This window comes from Microcoleus sp. C2D2 (genome assembly GCF_036702495.1).
Classification (GTDB): domain Bacteria; phylum Cyanobacteriota; class Cyanobacteriia; order Cyanobacteriales; family Microcoleaceae; genus Microcoleus.
In genome coordinates, this window is record NZ_JAUBTO010000011.1 from 90693 (window position 1) to 106245 (window position 15553).

14 protein-coding genes and 1 pseudogene are annotated in these 15553 nt (G+C 46.8%); 9 read left to right on the plus strand and 6 right to left on the minus strand.

Features of this window, described 5'->3' with window-relative positions; genetic code table 11:
- Positions 1-97: 97 nt before the first annotated feature.
- Positions 98-889 carry a DUF2993 domain-containing protein gene (locus tag QUB61_RS06430; RefSeq protein ID WP_333125210.1) on the minus strand — a complete coding sequence of 264 codons (792 nt, stop codon included), beginning with the start codon at positions 887-889 and terminating at the stop codon, positions 98-100.
- 135 nt (positions 890-1024) lie between these two features.
- Here QUB61_RS06430 and QUB61_RS06435 point away from each other — a divergent pair, with 135 nt between their 5' ends.
- The 3 genes from QUB61_RS06435 to QUB61_RS06445 all read left to right on the plus strand — a co-directional run bounded on the left by QUB61_RS06435 (position 1025) and on the right by QUB61_RS06445 (position 3163).
- Entirely contained in the window at positions 1025-1219 is a 195-nt protein-coding gene (locus QUB61_RS06435) for a hypothetical protein (protein WP_333125208.1), read from the plus strand.
- A 271-nt stretch (positions 1220-1490) separates the two neighbouring features.
- Positions 1491-2285 (plus strand): pseudouridine synthase, encoded by a 795-nt coding sequence (locus tag QUB61_RS06440; protein ID WP_333125205.1) that lies wholly within the window; start codon positions 1491-1493, stop codon positions 2283-2285.
- Entirely contained in the window at positions 2282-3163 is an 882-nt protein-coding gene (locus QUB61_RS06445; RefSeq protein WP_333125201.1) for a RodZ domain-containing protein, read from the plus strand. The genes QUB61_RS06440 and QUB61_RS06445 overlap by 4 nt, the downstream gene beginning before the upstream one ends.
- A gap of 165 nt (positions 3164-3328) precedes the next feature.
- Here QUB61_RS06445 and malQ read toward each other — a convergent pair whose 3' ends face one another.
- From malQ to QUB61_RS06465, 4 genes are all read right to left on the minus strand, one after another.
- Positions 3329-4837: a 4-alpha-glucanotransferase gene (malQ, locus tag QUB61_RS06450; protein ID WP_333125199.1), complete on the minus strand. Its 1509-nt coding sequence runs from the start codon at positions 4835-4837 to the stop codon at positions 3329-3331.
- Between the two features lie 463 nt (positions 4838-5300).
- On the minus strand, positions 5301-5426 hold the full coding sequence (locus tag QUB61_RS06455) for a photosystem II protein Y (protein ID WP_332960340.1): 126 nt from the start codon (positions 5424-5426) through the stop codon (positions 5301-5303).
- 203 nt (positions 5427-5629) lie between these two features.
- On the minus strand, positions 5630-6388 hold the full coding sequence (locus tag QUB61_RS06460; RefSeq protein ID WP_333125196.1) for a MinD/ParA family protein: 759 nt from the start codon (positions 6386-6388) through the stop codon (positions 5630-5632).
- Between the two features lie 71 nt (positions 6389-6459).
- A complete protein-coding gene (locus QUB61_RS06465) occupies positions 6460-8250 on the minus strand; it encodes a CHASE2 domain-containing protein (RefSeq protein WP_333125193.1) in 1791 nt (596 codons plus the stop codon).
- A 339-nt stretch (positions 8251-8589) separates the two neighbouring features.
- Between QUB61_RS06465 and QUB61_RS06470 the strand changes: the two genes are divergently transcribed.
- From QUB61_RS06470 to QUB61_RS06485, 4 genes and pseudogenes are all read left to right on the plus strand, one after another.
- Entirely contained in the window at positions 8590-9327 is a 738-nt protein-coding gene (locus QUB61_RS06470) for a DUF928 domain-containing protein (protein WP_333125191.1), read from the plus strand.
- 385 nt (positions 9328-9712) lie between these two features.
- A pseudogene (iscB, locus tag QUB61_RS06475) lies at positions 9713-10980 on the plus strand (RNA-guided endonuclease IscB).
- 85 nt (positions 10981-11065) lie between these two features.
- Complete coding sequence (locus QUB61_RS06480; protein WP_333125188.1) at positions 11066-11809, plus strand: DUF928 domain-containing protein; 744 nt, start codon at positions 11066-11068, stop codon at positions 11807-11809.
- A 569-nt stretch (positions 11810-12378) separates the two neighbouring features.
- Positions 12379-13173: an HAD hydrolase-like protein gene (locus QUB61_RS06485; protein ID WP_333125185.1), complete on the plus strand. Its 795-nt coding sequence runs from the start codon at positions 12379-12381 to the stop codon at positions 13171-13173.
- Between the two features lie 45 nt (positions 13174-13218).
- On the opposite strand, the gene QUB61_RS06490 is transcribed toward QUB61_RS06485, so the two are convergent.
- Positions 13219-13569, minus strand: coding sequence for a hypothetical protein (locus tag QUB61_RS06490; RefSeq protein WP_333125182.1), 351 nt, complete (start codon positions 13567-13569; stop codon positions 13219-13221).
- Between the two features lie 140 nt (positions 13570-13709).
- Here QUB61_RS06490 and QUB61_RS06495 point away from each other — a divergent pair, with 140 nt between their 5' ends.
- The gene (locus tag QUB61_RS06495) at positions 13710-14927 is read left to right on the plus strand and encodes a DNA double-strand break repair nuclease NurA (protein WP_333125179.1); all 1218 of its coding nucleotides are present in this window, start codon (positions 13710-13712) and stop codon (positions 14925-14927) included.
- Between the two features lie 237 nt (positions 14928-15164).
- A complete protein-coding gene (locus tag QUB61_RS06500) occupies positions 15165-15383 on the plus strand; it encodes a hypothetical protein (RefSeq protein WP_333125177.1) in 219 nt (72 codons plus the stop codon).
- The last annotated feature ends 170 nt before the right edge of the window (positions 15384-15553 follow it).

The window sequence follows — 15553 nt, forward strand, 5'->3', positions numbered from 1 at the left end:
ATTTGGCATTGGGAATTGGGTATGTATTCCCAAGCTGTGCGTGGAAGGTTAAAGTCAACAGTCAACAGTCAACAGTCAACAGTCAACTGTTAACTAACTAAGGCAAAACTCTAATTCCTCCCCGACAAACAATCTCCCCCGGACTCAAAATCAACTCTTCTATCTCAACTTCCGGCCCAAAATCAATTTTAAAACCATTGAAATCACTGCTCTTTAATTCTCCATCCATTTCGATTTCTGGTGCTTCAAACATCAATTCGCGACCGCTGGCCATCCGCAAACCAGTCCGCAATACCAAAGGAATTTGCCTACCGCCAGCGCGCAAAATTGTCGCCGAAAGCGTCAACACACCCGCCTCAATTGCAATCAGCGAATTTTGCAACTTCAGCGACTTTTCCCTATCTGTTAGCGGCAGCATCGTCCGCAAAAATTCGCTCAAAGCATCAGCAAGCAAAGGCGCTTTCAGCGACGCATTCAAATCCGCTTGACTTAGCCTCAAAAGGCCTGCCACGGGAACGGATTCCACCAGACGCAGGGGTTGGCCTTTGAGAGCTTGACCCAGGTTGATGCGAATGCCACAGCCCTCTAGGGCAACTTCAGTTAGGTGTAGTCCTTTATACACAGCACCGCTCGCGGCAGCCGTTACTTTGGGGATCGCACCGCTGAAGATTTGTCGATCGCTCCCCTCAATTTTCACCTTCAACTCGTCTACCTGCTGAACTTGCGATCGCAGCCACAACTGCACCGCCGGAGACAGCACGGCGCTCGCGATCCGGCTGCCTTGACTAGGCGTTGGTTTCCCCGGCTCTAAGCCGAGATTAACAGTCCCACCAGAGCCAGCAGCGCCATCTCTATTGTCAAATTGAAGAGAGTTTCGATCGACAGTCATAAACAATTTCAGAATATAAACCTTAATATTCAAGCACACAAATTTAACTAGAACTTGCGCATCCGGCCTGACAAACGCGGTTTCTTCATAGATATATCGCCGTCAACCTCTAATTCTTCTGGCGAAACCGGGTTGATGAGCGCAACTCCTATGAGCTCCCAAAGCAAGCAGAAATCTCGAATCAGCAACGCCAGAAGCAGAAAAATTCTCACCCGACTCGGGCCTTTCGATCTCTCCTTCCTTCGCCAGTTGTGCGATCCCCAGGAAAACTTCGCGATCGAGCGTATAAATTTAACCAGCAGTACGGGATTTATGGTAGTGTGGGTTTAGGGTCTGGTCAGACCCACAGCTCTCAAATTAGCCGCAAACCAACGGTGCAAGCCTGTGCCTGCCGCGAGTCTTTTCCTCGTAGTTTTTGCACAACATTCAGGGTCATGCCATCAGGACAATCCTTACATGGCGCAACGCCCTGTAAGTATTGGTCGATCGTGATAATTTATTCCCAACCCGGAATAGAGCATTGCCAGCATCGGTTAATCAATTAACCGTGTCGTGTTCCCTCCCCCACCGCTCACTCGTTGGGGGTTTCCACACTCCCGTCATGTCTGATGAAAGGCTGCAAAAAATCCTCGCCCAGTGGGGCATTGCCTCTCGCCGTCTTGCAGAACAGATGATTGTAGCTGGACGAGTCCGAGTTAATGGCAATATTGTTCGCTTAGGAGAAAAAGCGAACCCCGATCGGGACCTGATCGAAGTCGATGGAGTCCCGGTAAAACCAACGGATAGACCGTCACAGGTTTATCTATTGCTCAACAAACCGGCAGGCGTCGTTTCTACTTGCAGCGATCCCAGATCTCGATCGAAAGTTCTCGACTTGCTGCCACCCCAACTGCGCTCGGGTCAAGGCATCCACCCCGTAGGACGCTTAGATGCAGATTCCACCGGCGCCCTCTTGCTCACCAATGATGGTAAGCTGACATTTTGTTTGACCCATCCGCGTCACTCGATCGCCAAAACTTATCAGGTTTGGGTGCTCGGCGATCCCCCGGAACCCATACTGCAAGCGTGGCGTCAGGGCATCATCTTGTCAGGCAGAAAGACTTTGCCCGCGAAAGTAAGAGTTCTCGAGCGCGCGCGCGAGCAAACTCTGTTAGAAGTCATTCTATCAGAAGGCAGAAACCGACAGATTCGGCGAACAGCCGAGCAGTTGGGATATCCCGTGGTGCGCCTGCACCGCACCGCCATCGGCCCGATTCAATTGCAGCGGCCCGAATTGCCAATATTGCCACCAGGCTGCTACCGACCCCTAGAAGATTCGGAAATTATTTATTTATGGAATCTAGTCAACCTAACATCAATAAGCGTGCCAGTAAATTCCCAGGAGCACAGCATATGACAAAGAATTTATTGTTTTTATTCTTCAAAACAACTAAGAAGAAACTGCACTCCCAAGAGCCAGAACCAGCTCAGAAGAAGCTAGCGGAAATAGGGGCTCAACTCCGTCAGTACCGCGAACAGCACTCGATTTGTTTGGACAAAGTAGCCCTGGTAACAATGATTAGGCGGAATCTGCTGCAAGCCATTGAGGACGGTCAACTCGACCAACTTCCCGAACCCGTCTACACTCAGGGTTTGATCAAGCGCTACGCTGAAGCAATGGGTTTGGACGGAAGTCAGTTTGCCGAGTTTTTCCCGATCGAACCGCCACCTCGAGCGAGAACCAAGCTATCCTGGCAAGATGGGCCTCAGTTGCGGCCGATCCACCTGTACATCTTTTATACATTTCTAATTATCTGTTCAGTCAATGTCTTATCTCAGTTGATGGGCAGTTCTGTGACCGCAAAAAACGGTGCGGGAGCCGAAGAACTCGCACTTGGGCAGCAACAACAAGCTCGCGCCGCTGCTGAGGCATCGAGCGCCTCAAAAACTCAGAAACCGGATAGTTACGCCACTGTGGAAGCAGCAAGAACCGGTCAAAAATTAGATACATCTGGCAATAAACCAGTGATGGTTAGCCTCACTTTTAAAGCAGAATCGTGGATGCAGGTTGAAGTCGATGGCAAAACAGAGTTTGAGGGAGTTTTGCCTTCAGGGACTGTGCGCACCTGGCAGGCTCAAAAGCAATTAGTAGTTGTAGCTGGTAACGCCGGCGGAGTAATGATTGCTGTTAATAACGGACAAGCCGAACTACTCGGAGTTCCTGGAGTCGTGAAAGAAGTTGTTTTTAAAGCAGACGAACTCAAGCCTTCAGCAAAGCCCAAGAATGAAGGTTAATTGTTAATTGTTAAGTGGTAATTGTTAATGAGTAATCGGGAATAGGTAATGGCTGGCACCCCACAGCTTTTAATTAGAATGTCCGTCTTTATTGACTCATTACCAATTACCAATTACCAATTACCCATTAACAATTACCCATTACCAACTACCCATTCCCCACGATCAATTTTTATGGGGAGCGCGCCCGGAGATGTAAGTCATGGTTTTGAGCCGATCGCCCACTTCCCTATTTAAAGCTTCGGGCCGATACCGCCAGCCCCAATTTCCCTCTGGTTTCCCCGGAAAATTCATCCGCGCGTCTGTGTCCAAACCCAACAAATCTTGAAACGGCACAATTGCCATATTAGCAATAGACATCCAACCCATGCGGATTAAAGACCAGTGGATTCCTTGGGGATCGATGCAGCCCAAATAACGCAAAACCTCATCTCTTTCGTAGTTTGACAGTTGATTGAACCAGCCGACAGTCGTGTCGTTGTCGTGGGTGCCGGTGTAAACTACGCAGTTGCGATCGTAGTTGAAAGGCAAAAAAGGATCGCCAGGGCCCGCGCCGAAAGCAAACTGCAAAATCTTCATTCCTGGAAACTCGTATCGATCGCGCAAAGCTACCACTTCTGGAGTAATTACCCCTAAATCCTCAGCGATAATCGGCAAATCGCCAAACTTCTGGTTAATTAGATCCAACAAAGCTGTTCCCGGCGCTTTAATCCACTCTCCGTACATAGCAGTTTCTTGCCCGCGCTCCACCGCCCAGTAAGCGTCAAATCCTCGAAAGTGGTCGATCCGAGTCACGTCTACATAAGCGAAAATCGCTTCAAAACGCTCCACCCACCATTCGAAATTACTTGCTTGCAACTTCTCCCAATTGTAGACGGGGTTGCCCCACAATTGACCTGTACTGCTGAAGTAATCCGGGGGAACTCCCGCCATTAAAGCTGGTTCTCCGCTGGCTTCATCCAAGCAGAATATTTCTCGATGAGACCATACATCCGCGCTGTCGTGAGCTACATAAATCGGAATGTCGCCAATAATTTTAATGTCCCGCAGATTGGCATAGCGTTTCAACTCCGTCCACTGGCTAAAAAACTCAAACTGGACGTATTTGTAGTAATAAATCTCAGCATTTAGCTGCTGGCGCCACTTCTCTAGAGACTCTGGTTCTCGACGGGCAATTTCTGGTTCCCAATTATTCCAGCTAACACCGCCAAAGTGGTCTTTTAGTGCCATAAATAAGGCGTAATCTTCCAGCCAATTCTCTTTGCTTTCGCAAAAACCTGAGAATTCTTTTTGCTGCATCGGCGATGCTTTGGCTTTGAAGTTTTCGCAAGCTTTTTTGAGCAAAGGCACTTTCAGGGCGATCGCCCGCTCGAAGTCTACATAATCGAGCGGAAATTCTGGTAAATTAGCGAAGTCTTCATCGCCGAGCAATTGGTCGTCCCGCAGCAGTTCTGGGTTGATCAGCAGCGGATTTCCCGCCATTGCTGAATAGCACGAATAAGGAGAATTGCCGTATCCTGTCGGCCCCAGCGGCAATACCTGCCAGTATTGCTGGTCGCTCTCTACTAAAAAGTCAATAAAGCGATATGCTTCTATTCCCATGTCTCCCATGCCAAATCGACTGGGAAAGGATGTGGGGTGGAGTAGAATGCCGCTCGATCGGGGAAAAAGCATAATCTATCTAAAGATATAGGAATTAAACATTGACAATTTGACCGATATTCCCTACCAGTTAAACTTCGTAGTTTTTAGGGCGATTGTCAGGGCAAATACTTTTGTGATTGTCTCATATTTTCTGCCAGAACGTGCTTGCCAAATATTTTTATCGCACTCTACTCACAACTTCTGAGTAGATCCCAAAGATCAAAATCCAGAGTTACCCGATTGCCTCGCTTTCGCAACGCCGGTTTTTTTACCCAGGTGCATTTGCTGCAACAAAGTAGTTTGGTCGATCGCACCCGGTTTCTGCCTAAGTTTTGAAGATAACTTTTCTTTCGCTTTCGCCCTATCTCTCTGCAGTAGTAAATTGCCCGCCAAAAATCAGCCATCGCTTAAGCAGAGCCCATGCACAAATCAGCCGGCTGTTTTGTATCTCAAAAAACAGTCGGCTGCGGAATTACCTGAAAAGAGGCTGAGTTTAAGCTTGGTTGTTGAACATTTTCTGCACTTGTTTGAGAGCTAAAGTGCCGATGTTGTAAGCTGCCCAGCCGCCCGCCAACAATACGGGCATCAATACTATTAGTATGCGGAAGTCAAAATCCATGAGTTCTCCTCCTAAAGTTTTTTAACAAATTCTCATAATCTATTTGTATCTCATTTTGTCGCCATTCTCCAGACTCTTTAACCAAATATTGTCGCCTTTGAAAGTTCCTGGGCCAGCCGCCCCAGACGCAGGAGGACATCCCTGCAGAAGAATTGAGATCGAAACTCAAGCCAACCGCGGGATCTCGACATTCGCTGCACCACTTATTCCAAAATCAGTTTCGCAATCCCTTCCACCACCTGAGTTAGAGGATCTTTAGGGAAGTGCAGCACAAACACCCCCTGGCTGGCGAGAAGCATCATCTTGTCGCTGTGGGGCAGCACCCCTGCAACTGGGATGGTGAAAATACTCTCTACTTGCTGCTTCAAATCCTCGAAATCTAGGGATTCAGGGGCTTTATTGATCGTCATCAAAATCTTGGGAACTTCTAATTTTCGGGCCACATCTACCGTCACAGCCGTTCCCTGAAAATCTTGCTGATCCGGACGCAGAATCAGCAGCAGGATGTCGGAAATGGTGATGCTGAGGAGGGTTTCTTCGTTGAGCCCCGGGTGCGTGTCGATAAATAGGTAGTCTAAGTCAAGAACATCGATCAGTTCTTGAAAGCCGTCGGTAAGCAGTCCCACATCGTAGCCTTCGCGCAAAACTCGCGCTATCTCCCCTGCTTTAATGCTCGAAGGAATCAGGTAGAGCGTGCCGTTACTGGCTAATTTTGGCAGCAGCGAACTCACATCGTAGGCTGTATCCCCGATCGGACACCGGCCCCACAGGTAATCGTTCAAGCAGCGATCCATGTTGCTCTCGCTGAAACCGAACAGCACGTGAATCCCCGGCGATTGAATGTCGGTGTCCACAATGGCGACCCGATTTCCGCCGCGAGCGATAATAGCTGCCAGGTTTGCTGTCGTGTTCGATTTGCCAGTTCCGCCGCGGTAAGAGTGGACAGAGATGATTTTGGACATGATCTGCGTATGAGGGTAAGTAACGGCGAGAATTAATTATGATGCAATTCTCGATGCAGTCGAGTTCTCTGTCATTCTTCCTTGTCCCCCAAATCCTCCTTGTCTGCTAAACTATCAATTTTTTGATCTTGTATCCTCTTTTCTGCGCCCCTGCGCTGCCGCATCAGTTTGGCTTTGGCTTGCAAATGGCTGAACTCGTCATCCGGTTTGGTTTCGGCTGAACTAGCACCGCCGCCGGCATCAGGAGCCACACCCGTTTTTGAGCTGCTTTCCCCTTCAGTCACGGCGACGCGCTGCTTCTGCTGTTTGGCTTTTTCCTGCAACAGAGTTAAGTATTCGTCTGTCTGACTTTCGGCTTTGGGAAGCTCTGGGACGCGGGCAGTTATTTCTTGGGGTTCGGAAGGTGCTTTTTCAGAGGTTTCTTGTTTGCTAATCCTCAGTTTATCTCTCTTTTGCTGCAAATCTATAAAGAACTGAGATTGGGTGATTTCTGCGACTTGCTGGTCTTTTTTGGCTTGGTCTATTTCGATTTTGAAGACTTGTTTTACTCGATCGCTAATTGCTTTCCCGTATCCGGCTTTATTAAATCTTTCTGCCGATACTATGCTAGCGCCAGCTAGGATTAATGCTAAGGTTGGTGCTGCCACAGGCACCCACCCTCCCAACAGAAAAATCCCAAAGCTGAGCGCGCAGCACCCGGACAGCATTGCTGCGAATGTCCCCCCCAACTTCGCTGGGTGAGCTATCCGCGATGCCAAGGTTCCTCCCACAATTGACCATCCCGAAATCCACAAGATTTCTGCCCATTCCGGCCAAAACCAAAACATCGGTCTGTTGTCTAAAACTGTACTCAAAATTTGGCTGACTACTTGTGCGTGTGCCACGATCCCCGGCATGAATTGCTTGTTTTGCTGTTGCCCGCTGTAAGGAGTATAAAAGAAATCTTTAACGCTGTCTGTGGTGTAACCGATGAGAACTATTTTATCTTTAACTAAATGCGGGTCAACTTTCCCTTCTAAAACATCCGTAATTCTGACTTGGTTTGCGACTTGCCGCCTGGAACGATAATTAATTAATATTTGATATCCCCTGGTATCGGCATTTGTGTATCCTCCGTCATTGCTTTCTAGTCGTTTTAATTGGGTTTTTCCCAGCCATAAAGATTGATCGGCTGCCAGTTTGGGATAAATTTTTTGCCCTTGCAGATAGCGGAGTGCTAGCTTGAGGTTGAAGGAATATAAAACTTGAGAGTTGTCATTGCAAAGATGTTTTTTTACCGAGGATTTGCCCTCCATTTTCGGTGGTTTCATAAATAATAAAGACCTGCGGAGTATGCCGCCAGGATCGATTCCGAAATCTGCAAATCCCACCCGGTTTTCTGGCATTCCCGGCGGAGGCGGAGAACCAGGATTGTCCGGGCCCCCGTCGGTGACTAAACATACCCCGATAATTAGATCGCTTTTTTGCAAAACTTTAGTTAATTCCTGGCGCCCGTCTCCTAAAGGTACGTCTCGCAATACATCTAAACCGATGACTGCTGGCTGCATTTTTTCCAGTTTTTGTAAGGTTGCAGCTATGTTGCGATCGGATATCGGCCACTGATCCAGTTTCTGAATGTCTGCTTCGGTAATCCCCACAACTAGCAAGCGCGAGTCTGGCTGTTCCTCGGGACGCCACCTCACCATTTGGTCGTAAACGCTTAATTCTATTGGTTGGAGTATTCCTAGCTGTCTGACCCCCATCAAGGATAATGTTACTGCCGCGCTGGCAATTAATACAGACTTAGCAAATGCTAGTGATGGTTTATACATTTGACTCACTTGAGCCGCTGCCGATCGAATTTTGTTAGATATTTTACTCATTATCCCAGCATAAAAGTTTGACTTGTTTCTGGAACAGCAGTTGTTTCGCCGTGGGCCGCCTGCCGGAGACTTCCTCCATCTTAGGACACCCAGGAACTCCGAGCGCTTTGTAACAAAATTTTACATTGGGCGGCCAGCAACTGTATGCAATGATACTGGCGACCTAGGTTGGCTGATTTTCCCGACGGAGAATGCACTTGCCGATCGAATTAATTAATGTTATGGATAAGATGTCAAGGTTAAATTTGTGTATCTACGCCATCGACTAGTCGGTCAAAAATATTTGTCGCCATCAGCGAATGCCTGTGTTTGCAATATTATAGTGAAAGGTACAACAAAATGAAACGTTTTCTACATCAAGCTACACTTGCGGTCGCCGTATCTGCGATCGCAGCTACCCTCCCCAGTTCACTTGCACCGATGCGGGCACAAGCCCAGCCGCTTCTGCTGAGTCAAAATGTAAATTTCAAGCCTCCCGACGTAACAGCCCCCACCAGCCGACAAGGAGGGGCACATCGCGGCAGCAAGCTTTGTCCGGCGGGTTTATCGATTACTCCTTTAGTGCCTCCAACTAATATCGGTTTAACCCTAACAGAGTCCCCCACAATTTTTGTCTATGTTCCTCAAACCTCGGCAAAACTAGAGTTTACTCTGCTCAACGAGAGCGAAGAGGAAGTGGTCTACGAAGAAACATTTAAACTTGACAAATCTGGGATTGTTGGAGTTACCATTCCTGCTACGGCCAACAAAAAATCCATTGAAGTTGGTAAGCGATACGTGTGGTCATTTTCGCTAGTTTGCGACCCCGAAGACCGATCGGGAGATTTCGTTGTTAAAGGGTTCGTGCAGCGAGTTGAACCGCAGGCAAATCTCAAGAGCGATTTGGCAAATGCCGACCAGATGACTAGGCTCAACGTTTACGCTACAAATGGGATTTGGTACGAAACTCTCGCTACTTTAGCCCAAATGCGGCGCCAGACACCCGGGGATGCGAGGCTGACAGCCAAGTGGACGCAATTGTTGGAGTCGCAAGGACTGGAATCAGTTGCAGCTCAACCGCTGGTTCAGCCTCTCTAAAGCTCGCTATAGGTTGAAGCTTTGTCAGTCTTCCTATCGCTATGTGAAAATTGACAAATTTACCCGCTCGCGGCCGGGGTTAAAACTCCGGCTTACTTAAAAGTAGAGATGCGATCTATCACATCTCTACAATCTGGTGAAAGAGTCAATAACTCAGCCCTAAAGAAACGCTCGCTAGCAAGAATAGTTTGCAAGCAACACTGACCAGTCTAAGTCTTCACTGACTCGGTTATCAGGGTGAAAACACTCCTTGAAAGCGACGCTAGTTTCCCGCTGTGTCGCTTTCAATTAAACAGTTCTAAAGTCACGCTCAACATTCTTGTAAGCCGAAAGCACCCAAATAACCAGGTCGAAGCTAACATTACCCCGCAAGGGAGGACTTAAAATGTCTAATCTTGTTTTTGTTCTAGATACTGAGAAACGACCACTCTTACCGGTTCATCCCGGTAAAGCACGTAGGTTGTTGAACGCCGGAAAAGCGGCTGTATTTCGGAGGGACCCGTTTACGATAATTTTAAAAGTGGTAGTAACAGCAACCCCGGAATCAATCACTTTAAAAATAGACCCCGGCTCTCAAACCACAGGTATCGCATTAGTGAAGGGAGAAAAAGTCGTCTTGGGCGCCGAATTAACCCATCGCGATCGATCGCTCAAAACAACTCTCGAATCCCGCCGCTCATGGCATCGCTCACGAATAAATCGTCACACACCATACCGCCAAGCAAGGTTCTTGAATCGCACCCATCCGAAGGGTTGGTTAGCACCATCCTTGCAACATCGGACAGAAAAAACTCTAACTTGGGTCAAAAAATTGCTCCGACTTGCACCTATCGGTTCAATCGTTCAAGAGCTTGTCCGATTTGACCTACAACAATTAGAAAATCCTGAATTTTCAGGGATTGGATATTAACAAGGAGAATTGCCAGGTTACGAAGTTCGTGAGTATTTACTCAATAAGTGGGATAGAAAATGTGCTTACTGCGGTGTGGAAAATATAGCATTGCAAGTTGAGCATATTTATCCGAGAGCCAAGGGTGGAAGCAATCGAATTTCTAATCTCTGGCTTGCTTGCGATTCGTGCAATCAAAAGAAAGGAACTAAAAACAGTTCAATGTTTTTAGTTAAAAAACCTGATATTCCCAAGCGCATTCTCGCACAAGTTAAACGTCCCCTCAAGGATGCTGCTGTAAATTTGACTTGCTGGGCGTTGTTTAATCGCCTGAAAGAAACGGGATTGCCTATCGTCACTGGTTCCGGTGGATTGACTAAGTTCAACCTTACTCGATGAGAACTCCCTAAAAGCCATTGGCTTGATGTTGCCTGTGTGGGTCAAATTGAATTGTTAGAAGTTCTAACAAACAAGCCGCTGTTAATTAAAGCGACGGGACACGGAACTCGTCAAATCGGCCGCACGGATAAGTTTGGATTCCCATCTCGGTATGTTCCGAGAAACAAGTCTGTCAAAGGTTTTCAAACTGTGATATCGTAAAAGCGGTGGTTGCGACAGGTAAGAAAATACGTAAATAAGTGGGTCGTGTTGCCTGGGGTTCAAGTGGCTCATTCAATATTTCAGGATCAGAATTAGTTCCAGGAATCAGCCACCGATACTGCGAAATTGTCCATCCCAAAGATAGCTATGGTTACGCATTCTGAAAGTTCACTCGCTTATTGAAATTCCCGTGTCGTTTGCCACGAGCAGTCTCAAGACGCGCTCGGAACCCACTTACCGAATTTTTTTATGAAACGTTTTCTAAATTTTACTGCACTGGCGATGGCTGTATTTGCGATCGCAGTTACTCTCTCCAGTTTGCTTACACCGATGCAGGCTGTGCCTGCACCAATTCTGCTGACTCAGAATGTTAATTTCCAACCCCCAGATGTAACAGCCCCCGAGAACCGGCAAGGGGCGACGCATCGAGGCGAGGCTTGTCCCAAGGATTTATCTATTATTCCTTTAATACCTAAAAGCAATGATGGTTTAACCCTAGGAGAGTCGCCAACATTCTTTGCCTACATTTCTGACTCTTCGACTCAAGTCGAGTTTACTTTGCAAGCTGACGATGAAAAAGGAACCGAGGTTTACAAAACTACTTTCAAAGTTGACAAACCCGGGATAGCTGAGGTCAGTATTCCTGCTATCGGCGATCGCCAAAAATCTCTTGAGATCGGCCAGCGATATCAATGGTCGTATTCGGTGGTTTGCGATGACAAGGATCGGTCGGGGGATTATTTTGTTTACGGAATCGTGCAGCGAATTGAACCCCAGGAAACTCTCAAGAACGATTTGGCAAATGCCGACCCTATGGCTAGGGCGATCGCTTATGCTAAAAATGGGATTTGGTACGAGACTCTTGCTACTCTAGCCCAAATGCGGCGCCTCGCACCCGATGATTCCGGACCCAGGACCGAGTGGACGCAATTGTTGCAGTCCCAAGGACTAGAATCGATTGCCGATCGACCGCTAGTTGAGTCTTTTGAATAACGACTCTTGACTAATCACTGCTGAGTGTTTGCACAGTCAATTCTTCAATTTTTCAATTCTTCCATCCAGTGACCGAAAGCAGCCAGGATAGAAGCCCCCGGATTTATCCGTGCAGAACAAAAAAACCTAGTATCGGATAACAAGTCCCCGGATTGATCCGTGAGCTCGCTTTCTTCAATTCTCCAATTCTTCAATTCTTCAATCCCAAATCCAAAATCTCAAATCGATTGACCGAAAGCAGCCAGGGTAAAAGCCCCCGGATTTATCCGTGCAAAACAAAAAAACCTAGTATCTGATAACAAGTCCCCGGATTCATCCGTGAGCTCGCTTTCTTCAATTCTCCAATTCTTCAATTCTTCAATCCCAAATCTCAAATCTCAAATCTCAAATCGATTGACCGAAAGCAGCCAGGGTACAAGCCCCCGGATTTATCCGTGCAGAACAAAAAAACCTAGTATCTGATAACAAGTCCCCGGATCGATCCGTGAGCTCGCTTTCTTCAATTCTCCAATTCTTCAATTCTTCAATCCCAAATCTAAAATCTAAAATCTAAAATCTAAAATCGATTGATGGCTAATAACTTTCCGACAATTCTAGCTCTTGATTTTGACGGTGTGATTTGTGACGGACTAATCGAATATTTCCAAACAGCTTGGCGTACCTACTGTCAAATCTGGAAACCAGTCGAAACAGTGCCAGATGCAGATTTAGCTTTGAGTTTTTACCGAGTGCGGCCCGCCATCGAAACAGGTTGGGAAATGCCGCTGCTGATCCGCGCACTGCTGACAGGCATTTCCCAAGAGCAAATTTTGCTGGAGTGGCCCAATATAGTACCGCATTTATTGACCGAAAATAATTTGAAAGCGCAGTCTGTCGGCGCTATGTTAGACGGATTGCGCGATAATTGGATTGCTGATGATTTAGCTGGGTGGCTGTCTTTGCATCGCTTTTATCCAGGGGTTGCCGATCGCTTGCACTCCTTGCAGGAGAGTTCGGTGAAAGTGGCGATCGTCACTACGAAGGAAGGTCGTTTTGTGCGGGAACTTTTGCAGCTAGCAGGCGTACAAATGCCGTCCGAGTTGATTTTTGGCAAGGAATACAACAAGCCAAAACACCAAACTTTGCGGGAATTTTTGGCAGCGTCTGGCAAAGATTCGACTATTTGGTTTGTGGAAGACCGCTTAAAAACTTTGCTGTCGGTGAAGCAGCAGCCGGATTTATCTCAGGTGAGGTTATTTTTGGCTGATTGGGGTTACAATACTTTGCCAGAACGGGAATCGGTCGCCCAAAACCCACCCGTTCAATTGCTTTCTCTGTCGCAGTTTGCCGGAGATTTTGCCGATTGGCTGCCGGCAGAATGTTGATGTTAGATTTATTTGCAGGTGGGAAGTTTTTTTTGGTTGTCAGAGTCAAAAAAAATCACAAAATTTTACATTTTTTTTTGTTGACTTTTGCGGCGCTGGTATGGTATTTTTATATAATGGGATGGTTGCAAAAAAAATATTTTGGGACAGATTCCTATTATAAAATATAATATAACAGAAATTCCCCAAAAAAGCAAGAACCTCGACCGAAAAAATCAATTTTTTTTTGATACAGTCTTGCAGGCATTCTTGACCTGAGAAACTAATTTTTTTTACAGTTGCTGGGGCGGCAAGGAAATATTTTCGTCCATCAAACCCGGTGGCTGGCCAAAAAAGCAAGCTTGGTAACCGACAATTTGAAAATTGTTTTGATAATTTCTCAGCTTCAGGGCTCACAGGTGGGGCCGAGAAACCCGGTTGATACGAGTTTTGGGTTTAGTAAGGACAAATCTACCAAGAAACCGGGTTTAGCTTTTGCGACGAGTGCGATCGGCGAACTAAAATTGAAAGCTTTCTAATATTGAGACTTAAAACCAATGCTCGATTTAACTAAAGCAGCCAAGGCAATGCAGGGAATGAGCCAACATTTGAATGTGGAAGCTCAGGCGGCTCGTCAGCGTTTGGAAGTGGCTCAGAATTTGCTGGTCAAGGCTGCAGCGGAACAGGAAAAATTGGTGGAATTGCAAGAGAGTTGGCGCGATCGCACTTTATTTAATGCTGCTACGCCGATCGAGCCCTTAGACGATCGCACCTACATCACCGCACCCCCCGCCGCTCACACAGTCTTTGCCACAGACGGCTCGCAAATTTCCCCCAACCATCACGAAATAGCCTACTGCTACTTGCTAAACGTCGGCACAGTCATGCTACACTACGGGCAAAGCCGCCACCCAGTTTTAGACAGCGTCCCCGAGGTTTTCTACAAACCTGAAGACTTGTACGGTTCGCGGCAGTGGGGAATTAGAACCGAAGAATGGATGGGATATCGGCGCGCCGTTTCCGAAGCCATCGCCTTGGCAGAAATGGGCGAAAATTGGGCCAAAGTTAACGACAATAAATTGCCCGCGCCAGCTTTAGCAATGGTAGACGGTTCCCTGATTTATTGGTTTTTGGAACAGTTACCCAGCGAAGCGCGCGATCAAATTTTGCAGCCAATTTTAGAAGCTTGGCACAAGTTGCGTTTAGCAGGAATTCCCCTCTTAGGATACTTAAGCGCTTCTCGCAGCAGCGAAAGCTTATCTTTTTTGCGGTTTGAAGCTTGCACCCACGAAGTACCAGACTGCATGACAAATTGCCCGAACGTCGGATTTGCCGCCACAATTTCTTTCGCCGAAAAAGCACCTTGTCAAGAATTTGAACCCTTGCGGGATGCCATCTTGTGGGCAACAATCCTGTCCCCCGGACAAAGAAGTCCTTTATGGAAATCCCAAGCTCGAATCTTAGATTTGTACGGCCTCAATTCAGTTTATTTCTGTTACGTTCACGTCGGCACAGAAATTGCTAGGATAGAAGTGCCGGAATGGGTAGCACAAGATACTGCACAGCTAGATTTAGCATTGGGAATGATGCTGGCTCAAGTACACAAAGGCGGCGGCTATCCGGTGACGCTAGCAGAAGCTCACAATCAAGCGGTAGTCACGGGAGGCGATCGAACTCGCTTTTTCGCTTTGTTAGAGCAGCAAATGATTAAAGCAGGCTTAAAAAAGGTGGGAATTTCTTATAAGGAAACACGGAAACGCGGTAGTATTGCTTAAAGTAATAAGTACAGTAGTCCTGGACGCAGAAACCTGGTTTTTACGTAAATACTACATTTGAGGCTTTTACAATGATAAAAAAATTGGTTTTTTTGGTATGTAGCGGTTCTCAAGCGTGGTGAGGTATGGGGGCGAGTCCTATGCCCTATGCCCTATGCCCTATCAGCACCTCATGTTACTGAGAAAGGCTATAGATGCGTAAGTTATGTATAGTTAAAATAGAGTTAAAAATGTTATATGCCAATAGAACTAATTATCTTAATTGCTTCCTTACTTGTGTCTTGGCTGGTGTTTAATTGGGCTTTTAAAGTGTTGAAAGCCAGCATCGGGACTGCGATTTCTTTAGCAGCTATTGTGCTGGCGATGCAGTTAGTGTTTGGCATCGGGCCAAACCAGCTTTTTCAACATATAATTCACCTGCCGGAAACCCTGGGGAAAATGATTTCAGGCAAGTGAGCCGATTTTAGATTTTAGATTTTAGATTTTAAATTTTAGATTCGAGGACAAATTTAAAATCTAAAATCGATAGTGTTGGGTTTCATTCCTCCACCCAACTTAGGATCGCGAATTAAATAACTTACAATTTTAATTGTTATTGTGGGATGGGCGTCCCCCCCCGCCAAAAA

What these genes read in the sequence shown, in the direction of transcription:
- QUB61_RS06495 (WP_333125179.1), top strand. Translation starts at nt 13,710, where the DNA reads ATGCTCGATTTAACTAAAGCAGCCAAGGCAATGCAGGGAATGAGCCAA.
- QUB61_RS06435 (WP_333125208.1), top strand. Translation starts at nt 1,025, where the DNA reads ATGAGCGCAACTCCTATGAGCTCCCAAAGCAAGCAGAAATCTCGAATC.
- QUB61_RS06440 (WP_333125205.1), top strand. Translation starts at nt 1,491, where the DNA reads ATGTCTGATGAAAGGCTGCAAAAAATCCTCGCCCAGTGGGGCATTGCC.
- QUB61_RS06485 (WP_333125185.1), top strand. Translation starts at nt 12,379, where the DNA reads ATGGCTAATAACTTTCCGACAATTCTAGCTCTTGATTTTGACGGTGTG.
- malQ (WP_333125199.1), bottom strand. Translation starts at nt 4,837, where the DNA reads ATGCTTTTTCCCCGATCGAGCGGCATTCTACTCCACCCCACATCCTTT.
- QUB61_RS06455 (WP_332960340.1), bottom strand. Translation starts at nt 5,426, where the DNA reads ATGGATTTTGACTTCCGCATACTAATAGTATTGATGCCCGTATTGTTG.
- QUB61_RS06430 (WP_333125210.1), bottom strand. Translation starts at nt 889, where the DNA reads ATGACTGTCGATCGAAACTCTCTTCAATTTGACAATAGAGATGGCGCT.
- QUB61_RS06465 (WP_333125193.1), bottom strand. Translation starts at nt 8,250, where the DNA reads ATGAGTAAAATATCTAACAAAATTCGATCGGCAGCGGCTCAAGTGAGT.
- QUB61_RS06480 (WP_333125188.1), top strand. Translation starts at nt 11,066, where the DNA reads ATGAAACGTTTTCTAAATTTTACTGCACTGGCGATGGCTGTATTTGCG.
- QUB61_RS06460 (WP_333125196.1), bottom strand. Translation starts at nt 6,388, where the DNA reads ATGTCCAAAATCATCTCTGTCCACTCTTACCGCGGCGGAACTGGCAAA.
- QUB61_RS06470 (WP_333125191.1), top strand. Translation starts at nt 8,590, where the DNA reads ATGAAACGTTTTCTACATCAAGCTACACTTGCGGTCGCCGTATCTGCG.
- QUB61_RS06500 (WP_333125177.1), top strand. Translation starts at nt 15,165, where the DNA reads ATGCCAATAGAACTAATTATCTTAATTGCTTCCTTACTTGTGTCTTGG.
- QUB61_RS06445 (WP_333125201.1), top strand. Translation starts at nt 2,282, where the DNA reads ATGACAAAGAATTTATTGTTTTTATTCTTCAAAACAACTAAGAAGAAA.